Annotated in this window: 15 protein-coding genes; 3 read left to right on the forward strand and 12 right to left on the reverse strand. The window is 60.1% G+C overall.

Annotated elements, in window-relative coordinates; genetic code table 11:
* Positions 1 to 6: 6 nt before the first annotated feature.
* From JNB88_RS05225 to JNB88_RS05235, 3 genes are all read right to left on the reverse strand, one after another.
* A complete protein-coding gene (locus JNB88_RS05225) occupies positions 7 to 1,296 on the reverse strand; it encodes a DNA polymerase IV (RefSeq protein WP_476705528.1) in 1,290 nt (429 codons plus the stop codon).
* Between the two features lie 128 nt (positions 1,297 to 1,424).
* A complete protein-coding gene (locus tag JNB88_RS05230; RefSeq protein ID WP_220354532.1) occupies positions 1,425 to 2,096 on the reverse strand; it encodes a hypothetical protein in 672 nt (223 codons plus the stop codon).
* 2 nt (positions 2,097 to 2,098) lie between these two features.
* Positions 2,099 to 2,407: a DUF3572 domain-containing protein gene (locus tag JNB88_RS05235; protein ID WP_037127377.1), complete on the reverse strand. Its 309-nt coding sequence runs from the start codon at positions 2,405 to 2,407 to the stop codon at positions 2,099 to 2,101.
* Between the two features lie 133 nt (positions 2,408 to 2,540).
* Between JNB88_RS05235 and JNB88_RS05240 the strand changes: the two genes are divergently transcribed.
* Both JNB88_RS05240 and JNB88_RS05245 read left to right on the forward strand, forming a co-directional pair.
* On the forward strand, positions 2,541 to 2,912 hold the full coding sequence (locus JNB88_RS05240) for a response regulator (protein ID WP_007531841.1): 372 nt from the start codon (positions 2,541 to 2,543) through the stop codon (positions 2,910 to 2,912).
* A gap of 18 nt (positions 2,913 to 2,930) precedes the next feature.
* On the forward strand, positions 2,931 to 4,301 hold the full coding sequence (locus JNB88_RS05245; protein ID WP_220354533.1) for a PleD family two-component system response regulator: 1,371 nt from the start codon (positions 2,931 to 2,933) through the stop codon (positions 4,299 to 4,301).
* A 699-nt stretch (positions 4,302 to 5,000) separates the two neighbouring features.
* Here JNB88_RS05245 and rpmG read toward each other — a convergent pair.
* The 5 genes from rpmG to topA form a co-directional block, all read right to left on the reverse strand.
* Positions 5,001 to 5,168, reverse strand: a complete 168-nt coding sequence (gene rpmG, locus JNB88_RS05250) for a 50S ribosomal protein L33 (protein WP_003587245.1) — start codon at positions 5,166 to 5,168, stop codon at positions 5,001 to 5,003.
* A gap of 93 nt (positions 5,169 to 5,261) precedes the next feature.
* On the reverse strand, positions 5,262 to 6,446 hold the full coding sequence (locus JNB88_RS05255; RefSeq protein WP_220354534.1) for an MFS transporter: 1,185 nt from the start codon (positions 6,444 to 6,446) through the stop codon (positions 5,262 to 5,264).
* Positions 6,447 to 6,709: 263 nt separating this feature from the next.
* Positions 6,710 to 7,165 (reverse strand): DUF983 domain-containing protein, encoded by a 456-nt coding sequence (locus JNB88_RS05260; protein WP_220354535.1) that lies wholly within the window; start codon positions 7,163 to 7,165, stop codon positions 6,710 to 6,712.
* 32 nt (positions 7,166 to 7,197) lie between these two features.
* Positions 7,198 to 9,570: a ribonuclease R gene (gene rnr / locus JNB88_RS05265; RefSeq protein WP_220354536.1), complete on the reverse strand. Its 2,373-nt coding sequence runs from the start codon at positions 9,568 to 9,570 to the stop codon at positions 7,198 to 7,200.
* Positions 9,567 to 12,224, reverse strand: coding sequence for a type I DNA topoisomerase (gene topA / locus JNB88_RS05270; protein ID WP_220354697.1), 2,658 nt, complete (start codon positions 12,222 to 12,224; stop codon positions 9,567 to 9,569). Before topA ends, rnr begins: the two co-directional genes overlap by 4 nt.
* A 257-nt stretch (positions 12,225 to 12,481) precedes the next feature.
* Here topA and JNB88_RS05275 point away from each other — a divergent pair, with 257 nt between their 5' ends.
* Positions 12,482 to 12,661 carry a hypothetical protein gene (locus tag JNB88_RS05275; RefSeq protein WP_037128168.1) on the forward strand — a complete coding sequence of 60 codons (180 nt, stop codon included), beginning with the start codon at positions 12,482 to 12,484 and terminating at the stop codon, positions 12,659 to 12,661.
* A 5-nt stretch (positions 12,662 to 12,666) separates the two neighbouring features.
* Here the strand turns inward: JNB88_RS05275 and dprA are convergent, their stop codons facing one another.
* Genes dprA through JNB88_RS05295 form a run of 4 tightly spaced genes read right to left on the reverse strand, consistent with a single transcriptional unit; the run spans position 12,667 to position 16,733 of the window.
* Positions 12,667 to 13,815 carry a DNA-processing protein DprA gene (gene dprA / locus JNB88_RS05280; protein ID WP_220354537.1) on the reverse strand — a complete coding sequence of 383 codons (1,149 nt, stop codon included), beginning with the start codon at positions 13,813 to 13,815 and terminating at the stop codon, positions 12,667 to 12,669.
* 1 nt (position 13,816) lies between these two features.
* Positions 13,817 to 14,437 carry a glycerol-3-phosphate 1-O-acyltransferase PlsY gene (plsY, locus tag JNB88_RS05285; RefSeq protein WP_220354538.1) on the reverse strand — a complete coding sequence of 207 codons (621 nt, stop codon included), beginning with the start codon at positions 14,435 to 14,437 and terminating at the stop codon, positions 13,817 to 13,819.
* Positions 14,438 to 14,490: 53 nt separating this feature from the next.
* A complete protein-coding gene (locus JNB88_RS05290) occupies positions 14,491 to 15,780 on the reverse strand; it encodes a dihydroorotase (protein WP_220354539.1) in 1,290 nt (429 codons plus the stop codon).
* Entirely contained in the window at positions 15,777 to 16,733 is a 957-nt protein-coding gene (locus tag JNB88_RS05295) for an aspartate carbamoyltransferase catalytic subunit (protein ID WP_037127400.1), read from the reverse strand. The genes JNB88_RS05290 and JNB88_RS05295 overlap by 4 nt, the downstream gene beginning before the upstream one ends.
* Positions 16,734 to 16,822 lie beyond the last annotated feature (89 nt).

A 16,822-nucleotide genomic window follows, 5' to 3' on the forward strand; every position in this document is an offset into this window, starting at 1 on the left:
CACATACTAGTGATCGCGCTTGCCGCCGAAGGTATATCCGGTCTGGACGGTGCCTTTGCCGAACTTGTCGCGCAGCTTGTCCATTGCCGCTTCTGCGGCGGCCCTGCGGCCTGATTGCACATCGACAAGGTCGGGCGGATCAGCGCGCGCGGGGTCGCAAAGATCCGTCACACCGATCCCGATCAGGCGAAACTTGGTGCCGTCCGTCTCCTTCTCCAGGAGTTCCAGCCCGGTGCGGAAGATCCGGTCGGCAAGCTGAGTGGGGTCCTCAAGCTTGCGATTGCGGGTACGCAATTTGAAGTCCTTGGTCTTCATTTTCAGGACTACTGTCCGACCGGCAATATCGTGCTTTTTCAGCCGCCAGGACACTTTCTCGGAAAGACTGCGGAGGATCGGAACGAGCTCGTCGTAGCGCGAGATGTCATCGGAGAAGGTCGTTTCGGACGAAACGCTCTTTGCTGCGTCGTTCAGATGCACTTCGCGATCGTCGATGCCGCGGGAAAGACGCGCAAGCCGCTGCCCCATGCTGCCGTATCGGCGCATGAGGTCGCCTTCCTCCATTGTTTGCAGTTGGCCGATCGTTCGAATGCCGTCTGCCTCAAGCGTTGCCGCGAACGCCTTGCCGACGCCCCAGATGGTCGTCACCGGCCGCGGCGCGAGAAAGGACACGGCTTCCTCGCGGCCGATCACCGAGAAGCCCCTGGGCTTCTGCAAGTCGGACGCGACCTTGGCGAGAAACTTGCAATAGGAAAGGCCGACGGAGATGGTGATGCCGATCTCCTTCTCGATACGCTGGACGAACTTGGCAAGCGTGCGCGCCGGCGGATCGTGATGCAGGCGTTCGGTTCCGCCAAGTTCCAGAAACGCCTCGTCGATCGAGAGTGGCTGAACCAGCGGCGTCAGCTCCTCCATCAGGGTGCGGACCTCGCGTCCGACCTTCACGTATTTCTCCATGTCGGGTCTGATGACAACGGCCTGCGGACACGCCTCCAAAGCCTTGAACATCGGCATCGCCGAACGAACGCCGTGGATGCGGGCAATGTAACAGGCTGTCGAGACCACCCCGCGCTTACCGCCACCGATGATAACGGGCTTGTCGGCTAGCTCGGGATTGTCACGCTTCTCGATTGCGGCGTAGAAGGCATCGCAATCGATATGTGCCAGCGTTAGCTCGTACAGCTCCTTGTGCCGTACCACGCGGGGACTGCCGCAAGCCGCGCAACGGCGCGTTTCGGCCTTCTGCTCGGCAAGGCAGTCGCGACAGAAGCCGGGTGTCTTGGCGTGCACAGGTGTCATGACGAGAACAAAGATTGAACATCGCAACATTAGCCTCTAAACTTTTGAGTCTCAAGAGAGGCTTGGAGGTTTGCGCTGGATATTGACTCCGTTTCGAGCAGGACCGGCAGAAGCGGGATTACGGCCGCCTATGCGGCCGTAATCGCAACCCTGAGATTGTCCGCCGAAAAATGTGCCCTCAGCAGCTCTGCGGCGTGGCCCCAATCTGTCGCGGCAACAATGTCTCCGACTGGGGATGGCGCGAATGCCTTGAAATCGGAATTGGCCATCATGGTCAGAAGCAGGCATTCCGGAACATGGTCTGCTACGGAGAGGAGATTGCGTTGCATGTCATCGATGAAAGCGACAGGCACGTTCCTGCGATCATGCAGTCTGGCGACTACAGGGCCCTTGGGTTCCACGGTGGCGATCAGATCGAAGGAAAGGTCGAGTTCATCAAGCAGCTTGCGCCGGATGCTGTGGTGATGAGGCGGCATTGCGGTCAGAAAGACAATGTCGGCGTCGGCGGAGAGCGCCTGCAGTGTTTCCACGGCCTTTTCAGCCGGGTTTTGCCAGAGGTGCTGGTTGGCGAAGAATATTTCCTCAAGAGAATCCACCGCGGCTTTGTCGAGCTCGCTGCCATCGAGGAGGGAGACGATGTTGCCGTAGAGGCGGAACGACCGGGGCAGGAGGTCGTAGCTATGCGAGCGCAGGAAAGCGGTAAACGGAGAGAGAAACTCAAGGACCACCTCATCGATGTCGCAGACGATCAGGGGGCGGTCGCCGAGGCGCACCTGGCTTACGTTGGTAGCAATGTCCATGTTCAGTATTCTCCCGAGCCGAGTCCGGGCGGCGAAAAGTGCAGCCACGCTGCGTTCAATGTTTCGGGTGCAGTTCCGGTTGCCTGGCAAAAGGCCATGGCAGTCGGTTCGTGCTGCATGATGAAATCCATCATGCCGGAGAGAAATCCGGGCTCATTAAGGGCATGTCGGACCTGCGCGGGTTCGACGCCGGTCAATGCAAGGAAACGGCTGAACAAGTCTGGTTCGTTTGCGAGCCACGCGAGAACGGCGATTGCGGTCTGCTGCGGATCGGCCGCAAGTTGTTTCGAAGTCTTGAAGTTGCTTTGCATTTTTCGGCGTAAGTTACCTATTTTTCAACCAAATACCGATAGTGTGCAGCTATCGGTTCTATGGAACCATGCCGTCGCATAAGCCTTTTTTATGCGGAGTAGCGGTTACCGGAACGGACGTAGGACGCGTGTCATGCCCAAACAGGTTATGATTGTAGAAGATAACGAGCTCAACATGAAGCTCTTTCGCGACCTTATCGAGGCGTCTGGCTATACGACGATCCAGACGCGAAACGGCATGGAAGCGCTTGATCTTGCACGCAAATACCGTCCAGATCTGATCCTGATGGACATTCAGCTCCCCGAGGTTTCCGGCCTCGAGGTTACAAAATGGCTGAAGGAAGACGACGATCTGCACGTCATTCCTGTTATCGCCGTGACTGCATTTGCCATGAAGGGAGACGAGGAACGCATCCGCCAGGGCGGCTGCGAGGCCTATGTCTCCAAACCCATTTCAGTTCCTAAATTTATTGAGACGATCAAGACCTATTTGGGCGATGCCTGACGCATCGGAAAGAAGCCTATGACTGCGCGCATTCTGGTGGTTGATGATATTCCGGCTAACGTCAAGTTGCTCGAGGCGCGGCTGGTCGCCGAGTATTTCGACGTTCTAACGGCGGGCGACGGCTATCAAGCCCTGGCAATCTGCGAGCGAAACCAGGTCGATCTCGTCCTTCTCGATATCATGATGCATGGAATGGACGGCTTCGAAGTGTGCGAGCGTCTGAAGGCCAACCCGAAGACCTCGCACATACCGGTGGTCATGGTAACGGCCCTGGATCAGTCGGCAGACCGTGTTCGTGGCCTCAAGGCTGGCGCCGACGATTTTCTCACCAAGCCGGTTAACGACCTTCAACTGATCTCGCGCGTGAAAAGCCTTCTGCGGCTGAAGACGCTCAGCGACGAACTGCGCATTCGCGCTGAAACCGCGCAGACGATGGGGATCGACGAGTTGCTGCGCTCGGGCGAGGGGCGGAGCGACGAATCGGGTCAGGTTCTGCTCGTCGACGGGCGCGCCAATTCGCAGGAGCGCATCATCAAGGCGCTAAAGCCTATCGCTGACGTTTCCGCGATTTCGGATCCGCAGGCGGCTCTTTTTGAGGCTGCGGAGAACCCGTTTGAGCTGGTCATCGTCAACGCCAATTTCGACGACTACGATCCGTTACGCCTGTGTTCGCAGCTCCGTTCTCTGGAGCGCACGCGTTTTCTGCCGCTCCTGATCATCACCGAGCAGGGGGACGACGATATGGTGATCCGGGCGCTGGAGCTCGGCGTCAATGACTACATTGTCCGACCCGTCGATCCCAACGAACTCGTGGCACGCAGCCTGACGCAGATGCGCCGGAAGCGCTACAACGATCGCCTGCGTGCGAGCGTGAAGCAGACGATCGAGCTCGCTGTCACCGATCCGCTGACCGGGCTCAGCAACCGCCGCTACCTGGATAATCACCTGAGTACGCTGTTCAATCGCTCGATGGCGCGGGGGCGTCCCCTGTCTGTGCTGATTACGGATATCGATCGCTTCAAACAGGTCAACGACACCTATGGGCATGATGCCGGGGATGATGTGCTGCGGGAGTTTGCCGGCCGAATTCGTTCTACGGTCCGTGGTGCTGATCTTGCCTGCCGCTACGGCGGTGAAGAATTCGTGGTGGTGATGCCCGATACCTCGCCGGAAGTAGCGGCAACTGTCGCGGAGCGGCTGCGCTCCGTGGTCGAGTCGACGCCGTTCGTCCTGAAGTCATCGGGGCAAGAGTTGAGCGTCACCGCGTCCTTCGGCATCTCATCGCGCATCCCGTCGGTCATCACACCCGGACAGCTGATGAAGCAGGCCGACCTGGCGCTCTACGAAGCAAAAACGGGTGGTCGGAATCGCGTCGTCGCTGCCGCCTGATCGGCACTTCGTTCCAGCTTTTCGCGTCATCCACAGCTGCGTCGCGATGCGTTTCAAACAAGTAGTTCCAACAGAAAGCCGGCCATTCGATCGCGTGCCGGGCTGCTTCAAATCTATTGGTCCAAGCAAAGACACACCTGGGCTTGCGCTGAATATGAGAGATCTTCAGGTTTAGCCGGCGTTCGGTTGTGTCCGGGAGCTAAGCTCAAGTCTGGCGCTGCAGCGCCGGAAACTAACACTATTGTTCTATATTGCAGCGTTCCTTGCCAACTTTGGCGTTATTCTTGCTGCCGAACACGATTCGATGGTCTAAAAACTGTCCTAAAGCCGTACTTTTAACCATAAAATCAACCTCAAAAATCTAACCATTAAGAATTTGTTGATTTTCTTCCGTTTTCGAGCAAATTATCGAGGCATAAGAGATAAGCACTCCGCGTGAGGAGTCCGAGATACCCCATGATGCTCAGGTCCGCCGCATCTCCTGGGTCGTGGGGTCGGTCGGCTGGTTTGCAACATTAAGCGGTTCCTCGTGCCGCGTTGCTTGCCGGTCGACCCCCTTTCAAGAAAACGCCGTCCTTTCCGCATTTTCGGAAGGACGGCGTTCTTGTTTCGGGCACGGACGTCAGCTCGCAAAGCCGGCAAACAAAAAGGCGCGCAGCCCTTGGGCGCGCGCCTTTTGAAGAACATCAGATCAAGTGATTACTTGATCTTGGTTTCCTTGAACTCGACATGCTTCTTAGCAATCGGGTCGTACTTGGTCTTCGTCATCTTGTCGGTCATCGTACGGCTGTTCTTCGTCGTGACGTAGAAGAAACCGGTGTCGGCCGTCGACAGCAGCTTGATCTTGATTGTGGTAGCCTTGGCCATGGTCGTCCTGCCTTTAATAAAATGAAAGCCGTGGCAGGCCGGATAGGCTCCACGGCAAATTCTGGCGCGAAACTACGAATCCCGCTCGAAAAGTCAAGCCCGCTTTCGGAGGAAAAGCAGTCTGACAGCGGAAAGCAGGGCATAAAGCCCGAAGAATCCGGCGATAGCCCAGGCAAAACCGTTGTTGCCGGCAACGTCGATGGCGGCGCCGATGACCTGCGGTCCGGCCACGGTGCCAACGGCGTAACAGAATACGAAGGCGGCGTTGGCCGCGGCGAGATCGGAGCCGGTCAGGCGAGAGCCGAGATGACTGAGCCCCACCGTGTAGAGGCCCGCGACACATCCGCCCCAGAAGAGCAGTACCGTGGCCATCAGAATCCAGCTGTGCGCCAGGACCGGCAGCATCAGGGAGCCGATCAGGCCCATGAAGGCCATGGCGGCCAACAGCGGTCGCTTGTCCTTCATGCGGTCCGAAAGCAGGCCGACCGGGATCTGGAAAATGACGTTGCCGATTCCCATGACAGTCAGCAGAAGGGCTGCCTGCGATTCGGTGAAAGCGGCCCGCACTGCATAGATCGGGAATAGCGCCAGGCCACCAGCCTCGACTGCCCCGAAGATGAAGACTGCGGCCGTCGCTGTCGGCACCAGGAAGACGTAGCGCATGAAATGGAGCTCGGGCTTCTCTTCGAGGACCGGGCTCTCATATCGCGCGATATAGATCGGGATGGCGGCAAGCAGGATGGCGCAGGCACCCACGGCAAACGGCAGCACTCCGTCGCTGCCGAGAATAGAGAAGAGCAGTGGCCCGCCCGCGAAACCGAGCGATAGGACGGTTGCATAGATGCCGAGCACGAAACCGCGCTTGGAAGGCGGCGAGGCAGCGTTGATCCAGAATTCCGACAGGATGAAGAGCGTCGTTGTCGCACCGTGAAAGGCGAAACGCAGCGGGAACCACATCCAGAAATCTTGGGCGTAGTAGAAGCCGAGGGCGCTGAATGCCGAGATCAACACCGCCCATATCATGGTTGGCGCCACACCGTACTTGTGCGCCAGTTTTGTGGTGATCGGAGCTGCCGCCATCGCCGCAATGCCGGCCATTGCTGTGTTCAGACCAATCAGCGTGGAGGGAATGCCGCGCTTCTCGAGGATGATGCTGAGAAGTGGAAGTCCCAGGCCGATCGCAATGCCGACAGCGGAAATGGACGAGACGGCTGCTACCAGCGAAGGCCAGTGAATTTCTTCGACATCGCCTGCTGTGCCGTTTCGCGGCTGAGACATATACGCATCCTTAGAGACCTGCTGCACAGAATCGCTCACCGCGAGGCACCATAGAAAGGCACGGTCGTACCAAATCCAAGTGACGGCCGTGCTTTACAGGATGAAACGCGCTGGCGGCAATAAGCTGGATGATCTTGAATTCGTATAGTCAAAGAACCCTACCGAAATACGTGAGATTTCGCCCCGCGGCGCCGAAGCGCCGTTGGGGCGTGGCACTACACGTCAATTGTGTCGCGAAGGTGAAAGGGCAGGGCAGCGACCGCCTAACGTTTGCGGCCCGGTACCTCGTAAGCGTCGTGATCGTCGGTCTGGCCACCGAAGCCGTGCATCTTCAATGCCCACTGCAGGCCGATGACACCGCCCTTGATCGGCTGGATGATAAGCAGTGTTGCCAGCAGCGTGATCGGCGTCCAGATCGCGAACGTCAGCCAGAGCGGCATCGGCCAAACGAGGTCGGTTGCCATATAGCCGCCGATGATGAGGTGGCCGATGACCACGATCGTAAGGTAGGGTGGCAGGTCATCCGAGCGATGGTGATGCATTGCTTCGCCGCAGGCGGCACAGTTGTCGACCGGCTTCAGGAAGCTCTTGAACAGCTTGCCGCTGCCGCAGGCAGGGCAGGTGTTCAGCATGCCGCGCTTGATAGAACGGCCGAGCGGACGTTCCACCTCCTCGCTTGCTCCGTAACGGATTGGCTGGTCGGTCGAGGTGGTCGTCATCGCACGTTTCCTTTCGCGGCGTCCCTACACGCCTATCGCCGCCCTCTTGGCGGCCTTGTTCCGGCCTGTTTGCGCGCGCGGCTTGCGTCGCGCCGGCCGGCCTTATGGAACGAACGTACAGCAGTGGGCATCTTTCGCCCTTCGCTGATCATCTCGAAACGAAGCGCACCGGCGAGCGGAATGGCTTCCGCAAGTTTCACCGTAACGCTGTCCCCCAGGCGATATCCAAGGCCGGTTTTCTCGCCAGACAGCGCCTGATGCGCCTCATCATAGATGAAGTAGTCCGTTCCGAGCGTAGATATAGGAATGAAGCCGTCCGCTCCATAGTCCGGCAGGGCGACAAATAGTCCCGATTTCGTCACGCCTCCTATGCGCCCTTCGAATTCCTCGCCGACACGACCGGCAAGATGATGCGCAATGAGACGATCGACCGTCTCGCGCTCTGCGGCCATGGCGCGGCGTTCGAAGGTCGAAATCTCGGCGGCAATATCGTCGAGTGCGGCTTCTTCGTCAGGTGTGATCCCACCTTCGCCAAAGCCGAGCGAGCCGACCAGCGCGCGGTGCACGATCAGGTCCGCGTAGCGGCGGATCGGCGAGGTGAAGTGCGCGTACTTCATCAGGTTCAGGCCAAAGTGCCCGATATTCTCCGGGCTGTAGATCGCCTGGCTCTGCGAGCGCAGCACCATCTCGTTGACCATCGTCTGGTGCGGCGTGTCATCCGCCTTGGCGAGGATCATGTTGAAATTGTTGGCGCGCATGTTGCCGCCCTTGGGAAGCGATATGCCAAGCGTCGCCAGGAACTCGCGCAGCACTTCCTGCTTGGCGAGCGTCGGACCGTCATGGATGCGGTAGATCAGGACCTGCCGCTTCTTCTCCAGCGTCTCGGCGGCCGAGACGTTGGCCTGGATCATCATTTCCTCGATCAGCTTGTGCGCGTCGAGCCGCGGCGGCACGAAGACGCGATCCACGGTGCCGTCGGGCTTCAGCAGGATCTTGCGTTCCGGCATGTCGAGTTCGAGCGGCTGACGACGCTCGCGGCCGCGCGTCATGATCCGATAGGCGTTCCAGAGCGGCTTCAGGATCGGTTCGAGAAGCGGTCCGGTCTTGTCGTCGGGTGTGCCGTCGATCGCCGCCTGCGCCTGCTGATAGGAGAGCTTTGCGGCGCTCTTCATCATTACACGATGGAAAGTATGGCCGATTTTGCGGCCTTCCTTCGAAAACATCATCCGAACGGCAAGCGCCGGGCGATCCTGACCTTCTCTCAGCGAGCACAGATCGTTCGAGATGCGCTCGGGCAGCATCGGCACAACCCGGTCGGGGAAATATACTGAGTTGCCGCGCTTCAGGGCTTCGCGATCGAGCGGAGAGTTCGGGCGTACGTAATAGGAGACATCAGCGATGGCGACGGTAACGATGACACCATCAGGATTGTCGGGCGACGGGTCCGCCTCGGCATAGACGGCATCGTCATGGTCCTTCGCGTCAGCCGGATCGATGGTGATGAGCGGCACATCGCGCCAGTCCTCACGATGCGACATCGTCGCAGGCTTGGCATCGTCAGCTTCGGCGACAACGGCAGGCGGGAATATGTATGGGATACCGTGTGCATGGATGGCGATCATCGAGATCGCCTTCTCGGATGCAACGGAGCCTACAACAGACAGCACCTTGGCACGGGGCAGGCCGAAGCGACCAAGACGGGCGACTTCGACCTCGACAAGATCACCATCCTTGGCCTCGCCCTTGTACTCGGGGTCGATCACCATTTCCTCGCCGCGCCGTTCGATCGGCAGCAGACGACCGGCTCCGCCCGGGGCATCCTTGAAGACGCCGAGCAGGGCGCCACGGCGCTTGTCCAGAACCTTGATGATGCGCGCGGTGTAGGCCGGACCGCCGCGATCGGCGGCCGGAAAGATCTTCGCCAGGATACGGTCGCCCATGCCGGCAACGGGAGCCTTGCCCTTGCCGTTGCGCCCCGCGGGAGATGTCGATTGGCGAATAGCGACAGCAGGTGCAACGCCCTGATCATCCGGCCACTCCGCCGGGCGGCCGATCAGTTCGCCGTCCTTGTCGCGTGTCGTGATGTCGAGCACTGTGACCGGCGGCAATGCGCCCGGTCGGATCAGCGACTTGCGCGTCTTCTGGAGCATTCCTTCCTGCTCCAGTTCGCGCAGGAGGTGTTTCAGCTCGACCCGGCTTTCGCCTTTCAGCCCGAAGGCTTTTGCCAGCTCGCGCTTCGATGCTTTTTGCGGATGGTCGGCAATGAACCGCAGAATCACTTCGCGAGAGGGTAAGGCCCCATGGGCGATGTTCAGCGGCTCGGCTGCGGGTTGCTGGCTGGCGCGTCCGATCTTGCCGGGACGCTTGCCCATGCCCTTCATTCTTTCCCGCGGGATTTTGCTCACTCTTTGCTCTTTTTCGTCTTTGCCGGCGCCTTGGCTTTCGCCGCCTTCGGCTTGGCGGCGGTCTTCGTCGTCTTGGTTTCAGCCGCCGCGGCTTTCGCCTTCGGTTTTGCCTTGCTCTTCGATGCCGGTGCCTTGCCAGCCTTGGCGGCGATCAGCGCCAGCGCTTCTTCGACAGTCAGGGCCTGCGGATCGGTGCCCTTCGGCAGTGTCGCATTGACCTTCCCCCAGTTGACATAGGGGCCGTACTTGCCGTCGCGAACCGTGATTGCGCCACCATCCGGATGGTCGCCCAGTTCCTTCAACGCTGCGGCAGCAGTCCGGCCGCGTCCGGCAGGTCCCTTGCTCGCCTTGTCGGCAATCACGGTCACAGCGCGGTTGAGGCCGATCGAGAAGACGTCTTCGACGCTTTCGAGGTTGGCGTAGCCGCCGTCGTGCAACAGGAATGGCCCATAGCGACCGATGCCGGAAGAAATCATCTTGCCGGTTTCCGGATGTTTGCCGATGTCGCGTGGCAGCGAAATCAGCGCCATCGCCTTTTCATAATCGATGTCCTCTGGCTTCCAACCCTTCGGCAGCGAAGAACGCTTGGCTTCCTTGCCGTCTCCACGCTGGATGTAGGGACCGAAACGCCCCGAACGTAGGGTCAATTCTTCGCCGGTCACGGGATCGGTACCGAGGTTCTTGGGCTCGTTCAGCGCAACGCCTTCGGCTTCCGAACCGCCCTCCGAGGAGAGCTGGCGCGTATAGTTGCATTCAGGGTAGTTTGAGCAGCCGACAAAGGCGCCGTACTTGCCGAGCTTCAGCGAAAGATTGCCTGTGCCACAGACCTGGCAAATGCGCGGATCGCCGCCATCTTCGCGCTTCGGGAAAACGAGTGGCGCCAGCGCTTCGTTGAGCGAGTCGAGAACGTTGGTGACGCGAAGTTCCTTCGTATCCTCGATCTGGGAGAAGAAATCCTTCCAGAAATCGCGTAGCACCTGTTTCCAGTTCAACTCCCCGGCCGAGATCCGGTCGAGCTTCTCTTCAAGGTCTGCCGTAAAGTCGTACTCGACGTACTTGGTGAAGAAGCTTTCGAGGAAGGCCGTCACCAGCCGGCCCTTGGCCTGCGGAATGAGCTTGCGCTTATCGATGGTTACATATTCGCGATCCCGCAGCGTCGCCAGAGTCGCAGCGTAAGTCGACGGACGGCCGATCCCGAGCTCTTCCATCTTCTTGATCAGAGATGCTTCCGAATAGCGCGGTGGCGGCTCGGTAAAGTGTTGGGTCGAATTGATCTTCTGCTTCGCAAGGTTTTCGCGAGCGTTGATCTCGGGCAGGCGACCATCCTCGTCACCGTCATCGCTCTGTTCGCCATCTTCCTTCTGGTCGGTATAGGCGGCGATGAAGCCGTCGAAACGGATCACCGAGCCGACGGCGCGCAGACCGGCTTTCTCGCCCTTGTTGTCGGCGGTGATCTCAGCCGTGGTACGCTCGATTTCAGCCGAGGCCATCTGGCTCGCGATGCCGCGCTTCCAGACAAGGTCGTAAAGCCTCAACTGGTCGGCATCGAGGAACTGCCGCACGCGGTCGGGCGAGCGATTGAAATCGGTCGGGCGGATCGCCTCGTGTGCTTCCTGGGCGTTCTTGGCCTTGGTGGAATAGAAGCGAGCCTTCTCCGGCAGATAGCGTTGGCCGAATTGATCGACGATTGCGCTCCGCGCCGCATCGATGGCTTCGGGCGCCATCTGAACGCCGTCCGTACGCATGTAGGTGATCAGACCGACCGTCTCGCCGCCGATGTCGACACCCTCGTAGAGCTTCTGGGCAACCTGCATGGTCCGGGACGCGGAAAAGCCGAGCTTCGAGGACGCCGCCTGCTGCAGCGTGGAGGTTGTGAAGGGTGGTCCTGGGTTGCGCTTGACGGGCTTTGCCTCGACCGTGTCGACGACGTAGGTCGCACCTTCCAGAAGCGCCTTGAGCTTGCCGGCTTCTTCGCCGTTCGCAATCGAGCGAGGCTGCAACCGCTTGCCATTCGCCGCAACCAGTTTCGCTTCAAACTCGTCGCCTCGCGGCGTCTTCAGGAGAGCCGAGAGGTTCCAGTATTCCTCCGAAATGAAGCGTTCGATTTCGGATTCGCGATCGCAGACAAGGCGCAGCGCAACTGACTGAACGCGGCCTGCCGAACGTGCGCCGGGAAGCTTGCGCCACAGAACCGGCGAGAGGTTGAAGCCGACAAGATAATCGAGGGCGCGGCGGGCAAGATACGCATCAACCAGCGGCACGTCGATGTCGCGCGGATCGGCCATGGCGTCGAGGACGGCCTTCTTCGTGATCGCGTTGAAGACGACCCGCTTTACGGTCTTGCCGTTCAGGACGCGCTTTTTGTTCAGCATGTCGAGGACGTGCCAGGAAATCGCTTCACCTTCGCGATCCGGGTCGGTTGCGAGGAACAGGCCGTCGGACGACTTCACCGCATCGGCGATGTCCTTGATCCGCTTGGCCGATGCGCCATCGACCTCCCACAACATCTCGAAATCCTGATCCGGAAGAACAGAGCCGTCCTTGGCAGGCAGATCGCGGACATGGCCAAAGGAGGCGAGCACCTTGTATCCGGAGCCCAGATACTTGTTGATCGTCTTAGCCTTGGCAGGCGATTCCACCACTACAACATTCATCATGATTCTCTAAAAAATGTGCCAGGCGGGCGGATAAGCTAATGGAATCCCTGCCGCGCCAAGATAACCGGTTCTTCGACATGGACAGGGAAATCGTTTCGGTCAAGTGGTTTGACCTCATTTTTGCGCATTACAACGCGTTGCAACCAATGCGAGATAGTAAACGTATTGCAATTTCTGATAATTGAGGTATCGTTTTTGAAGTGTGGTTCGGGCTTGCCGAAAGGCAGCGTTTCTCTTTTCTCAGAGACTATCCCATGGCGCCCAAGTTCGCAAAGAAAGATACCGGACGATCCGGCTCGCATGAGAACATCGCCTTTATCAGGCAGATGCTCGCTGAGTTGCGGCGAGTGGCGGAAAAGGAGAACGCCGATATGCTGTGCTATCTTATTGAGATGGCCTACGTGGAGGCTGGCGATCTGCAGGCCCGCATGTAGGGATCTCAATCGCCCATCGCAAGTGAGACGAAGCCGCCGGGATGGCGATGAAGCCGTCCGGCGATATCGAGCTCCAGCAGGACAAGGTAGACCGACGACGCTGGCAGACCGGTGTGGCGGATGATGTCGTCGATCTCGACAGGTGTCGGGCCGAGCGCATCGACGATAAGCGAACGATCGGATTCGCCAGGCGGAAGCATGGAACGCCCTTCCTGGCGCTCCGGCTCCTCGGCGACCGGCGCCGAGTAGCGCTCGATCTGCGAGAGTGGTGCCAGCGCTTCGGTGACGTCGTCCGGCGACGTGACAATCATCGCACCGTCTTTAAGCAGTCCATTGGTGCCGTGACAGCGCGGATCGAGCGGCGAACCGGGTACCGCAAAGACCAGCCTGCCGAATTCGCCGGCCAGCCTTGCCGTGATCAGCGAGCCCGAGCGCATCGCCGCCTCGACAACAACGACGCCCAACGAAACGCCGGCGATGAGCCGGTTTCGGCGTGGAAAGTCGCGTGCCCGCGGTTCCCAGCCGAACGGCATCTCACTGATGGCGAGCCCATTGCCGTTCCAGATATCGTCAAGCAGACCGGCATTTTCCGGCGGGTAGGGCTGATCCAGTCCCCCTGCCATGGCGGCTACGGTTCCGCTGTCGAGGCTCGCGCGATGCGCTGCCGTATCGATGCCACGCGCAAGGCCGGAAACGACGACATAGCCTGCCTGGCCGCATTGGCGCGCAATTGTCGCGGCGAACTTGGCACCGCTGATAGACGCGTTGCGGGAGCCGACGATGCCGACGGCCGGCTGCGAGGAAACGGAGAGATTGCCTTTGGCTGCGAGCAACGGCGGAGCGCCGTCGATTTGCTTCAGCGCTTGGGGATAGTCCGGCTCGCCGATGCCGACGAACTGGGCGCCGAAGCGCCGCGCGGCCTCCAACTCCTTGTGCGCCTCGCTTTCCGTTGCAATCCGGATGGAGCGCGTGGCCCCACCACGCGCCGAGAGTTCGGGCAGGGCGGCCAAAGCCGTCTCTGCGGATCCGAAATGATTGATGAGGTCGCGAAAGGTTGCCGGCCCAACGTTGTCGGAGCGGATGAGACGCAGCCACGCGATGCGTTGGCGTTCCGTCAGCGCAATTCCTTTTGGCCTTGCGCTGCGAGCGTCCATTCTATCCCTTCGCCCCGATCTTGCTTTCCGTCCCGCTCATCAGGCGAGAGATGTTGGCCTTGTGCTTCCAGTAGGAGATCACGGTCATGATCGCCATAACGGCTGCAACCTTCTCGGCGCCCAGTATCCACAATGCAACCGGAATGACAAGCATTGCAACCAGTGCGGCAAGCGAGGAGTACCGGGTCGTGAAAGCGACAGCCAGCCAGACCACGGCGAAAGCCAGGACCATGATCGGCGCGACGCCGAGCAGCGTCCCGATGTAAGTGGCAACACCCTTGCCGCCCTTGAAGCCGATCCAGATCGGGAAGAGGTGACCGATGAAGGCGAAGAAACCCGCGATCAGCGCTGCTTCGTTGCCCAGGAAATAGCCGACGATCCAGGCTGCGGCCGATGCCTTCAGCGCATCGAGAAGGAGCGTTGCGGCTGCAAGCTTCTTGTTGCCCGTTCTGAGCACGTTGGTCGCGCCGATATTGCCAGACCCGATACTGCGGACGTCGCCAAGCCCGGCCGCTTTCGTCAGGATCAGGCCGAACGGGATGGAGCCGAGCAGGTAGCCGATAGCGGCCGCCGCCAACGCGATCGGTAGCGTGATCTGCCACGTCATGAGATTCGAGACCATGTTGCCTCCTGTGTGAGTATGTCTTGATTTAACCTGTGTGAGTATGTCTTGATTTAAATGGTGTGTACGCAGCGACCGGCGACGTAGGTCGCAACAGCGCGTCCGCTGAGGCGAGCGTCTTCGAACGGCGTGTTCTTCGAGCGGGAAAGAAGCATGTCCTTCGAGACAAGCCAAGGGTCATCGAGATCGATCAGCGTAATATCCGCCTTCGCGCCCGGCTTCAGCGTGCCGGCCTCGAGACCGAAGATCTGAGCAGGCCGCGTCGACATGGCATCGATCAGCCGCATCAGGCTGACCTGGCCGCTGTGATGTAGGCGCAGCGCAGCCGCGAGCATAGTTTCGAGACCGATCGCGCCGTCGGCTGCTTCGCCGAAGGGCAGGCGTTTCGTGTCGACGTCCTGCGGGTCGTGCGAGGAGACGATGATGTCGATCGCGCCGCGCGCCAGCGCATCGACCATCGCCACGCGGTCATCTTCGGACCGCAGCGGTGGATAGAGCTTGAAGAAGGTGCGGTACTCGCCGATGTCGTTTTCGTTCAGCGACAGATTGTTGATCGAGATGCCGCAGGTAACGCGCGCACCACGGCTGCGGGCAAGCTCGATCGCCTCGACCGATTCCGGGACGGAGATCATCGCGGCGTGGTAGTTGCCGCGCGTCAGCTTGGCGATACGCAGGTCACGTTCGAGCGGGATGAGCTCGGCTTCCTTCGGGATGCCGCCGAGACCGAGCCAGCTTGCAAACAGTCCCTCATGCATGACGCCGGTGGCGCCGAGATATTTGTCGCGCGTCTCGCACGAGATCACGGCGCCGAATTCACGCGCATAGGTCATGACGCGGCGCAGGACCTGCGTGTCGTGGACGCTCGAGCGGCCGTCGGTAAACGCGACGGCGCCGGCTTCCATCAGCATGCCGATCTCGGTCATTTCCTCGCCGGCAAGATGCTTCGTGATCGCAGCCGCCGGATAGACGTTGACGAGAGCATTGTCCTTCGCCGTCTTCTTGACGAACTCGACAAGCGCGATGTCGTCGATGACGGGATCGGTATCCGGCATCATGATGATCGACGTAACGCCGCCGGCCGCTGCCGCCCGACTCGCCGAAGCGATTGTTTCGCGATGCTCGGCGCCTGGCTCACCGATATGGACGCGGGCATCGATGAGGCCAGGCGTCGCGACGAGACCGCTGCAATCGCGGACTTCGACACCAGCGGGGCTTGCCTGGTTCTGTGCATCCGCGCCGGCCGCAACGATCAGGCCATCCCTGACGATGATGCTGCCGACTTCATCGAGATTGCGCGAGGGGTCGACGATGCGAACGTTCTTGAGGACGATCGAGTTCTTCATGCGCCGGCTCCTTCGGTGCGCGGACCCTGGTTCTGCGAGACCAGCAGCGTCTCCATCACGGCCATGCGCACTGCGACCCCCATTTCCACCTGTTCTGCAATCACGCTCTGCGGGCCGTCGGCAACCTCGGAGGAGATCTCGACGCCGCGGTTCATCGGGCCGGGATGCATGACAAGCGCGTCTTCCTTCGCCGCCTTCAGCGTTTCCGCGTCGAGCCCATAGAAGTGGTAGTATTCGCGCACCGACGGCACGAAGGCGCCGGACATGCGCTCGCGCTGCAGACGCAGCATCATCACCACGTCAGCATCCTTCAGACCTTCCTTCATGGAATGGAAGACCTCGACACCCATGTCGGCGATGCCTGATGGCAGCAGGGTCGCTGGCGCTACGACGCGCACGCGTGCGCCCATGGCGTTGAGCAACAGGATGTTCGAGCGCGCCACGCGCGAATGCAGCACGTCGCCGCAAATCGCGACGATGATGCGCGACAGCTTGCCCTTGGCGCGGCGGATTGTCAGCGCGTCGAGCAGCGCCTGCGTCGGATGCTCATGTTGGCCGTCGCCGGCGTTGACCACCGAGCAGGAAACCTTCTGTGCGAGCAGGGCGGCGGCACCTGCGCTGGAATGGCGGATCACGAGCACGTCGGGCCGCATCGCGTTCAGTGTCATCGCCGTATCGATCAGGGTCTCGCCCTTCTTCACCGAAGAATTGCCGACCGACATGTTCATGACGTCGGCGCCGAGGCGTTTGCCTGCGAGTTCGAAGGAAGCCTGCGTTCGCGTCGATGCCTCGAAGAACAGATTGATCTGAGTCAGGCCGCGAAGGGTCGACGTTTTCTTCTCCCTTTGCCGGCTGATCTTGACGGCCTCGTCGGCCTTGTCGAGGAGAAAGGTGATATCCTGCTCTGTGAGCCCTTTGATACCGATGAGGTGGCGGTGGGGAAAGAAGACCATGAACCTGCCTCTTGCTGTCGTCTGCGGGGTCTATAAAGAGTGAGCCGGGCGGCGGCAAGCTTGTGCTGTGGGCAAAGGCCCGTCTCCCC

It is taken from the genome of Rhizobium cauense, from assembly GCF_019511525.1.
Lineage (GTDB): Bacteria > Pseudomonadota > Alphaproteobacteria > Rhizobiales > Rhizobiaceae > Rhizobium > Rhizobium cauense.

Excerpts from the sequence above, each read along its gene's own strand:
- JNB88_RS05225 (WP_476705528.1), bottom strand. The coding sequence starts at position 1,296 with ATGACACCTGTGCACGCCAAGACACCCGGCTTCTGTCGCGACTGCCTT.
- JNB88_RS05230 (WP_220354532.1), bottom strand. The coding sequence starts at position 2,096 with ATGGACATTGCTACCAACGTAAGCCAGGTGCGCCTCGGCGACCGCCCC.
- JNB88_RS05235 (WP_037127377.1), bottom strand. The coding sequence starts at position 2,407 with ATGCAAAGCAACTTCAAGACTTCGAAACAACTTGCGGCCGATCCGCAG.
- JNB88_RS05240 (WP_007531841.1), top strand. The coding sequence starts at position 2,541 with ATGCCCAAACAGGTTATGATTGTAGAAGATAACGAGCTCAACATGAAG.
- JNB88_RS05245 (WP_220354533.1), top strand. The coding sequence starts at position 2,931 with ATGACTGCGCGCATTCTGGTGGTTGATGATATTCCGGCTAACGTCAAG.
- rpmG (WP_003587245.1), bottom strand. The coding sequence starts at position 5,168 with ATGGCCAAGGCTACCACAATCAAGATCAAGCTGCTGTCGACGGCCGAC.
- JNB88_RS05255 (WP_220354534.1), bottom strand. The coding sequence starts at position 6,446 with ATGTCTCAGCCGCGAAACGGCACAGCAGGCGATGTCGAAGAAATTCAC.
- JNB88_RS05260 (WP_220354535.1), bottom strand. The coding sequence starts at position 7,165 with ATGACGACCACCTCGACCGACCAGCCAATCCGTTACGGAGCAAGCGAG.
- topA (WP_220354697.1), bottom strand. The coding sequence starts at position 12,224 with ATGAATGTTGTAGTGGTGGAATCGCCTGCCAAGGCTAAGACGATCAAC.
- JNB88_RS05275 (WP_037128168.1), top strand. The coding sequence starts at position 12,482 with ATGGCGCCCAAGTTCGCAAAGAAAGATACCGGACGATCCGGCTCGCAT.
- dprA (WP_220354537.1), bottom strand. The coding sequence starts at position 13,815 with ATGGACGCTCGCAGCGCAAGGCCAAAAGGAATTGCGCTGACGGAACGC.
- plsY (WP_220354538.1), bottom strand. The coding sequence starts at position 14,437 with ATGGTCTCGAATCTCATGACGTGGCAGATCACGCTACCGATCGCGTTG.
- JNB88_RS05290 (WP_220354539.1), bottom strand. The coding sequence starts at position 15,780 with ATGAAGAACTCGATCGTCCTCAAGAACGTTCGCATCGTCGACCCCTCG.
- JNB88_RS05295 (WP_037127400.1), bottom strand. The coding sequence starts at position 16,733 with ATGGTCTTCTTTCCCCACCGCCACCTCATCGGTATCAAAGGGCTCACA.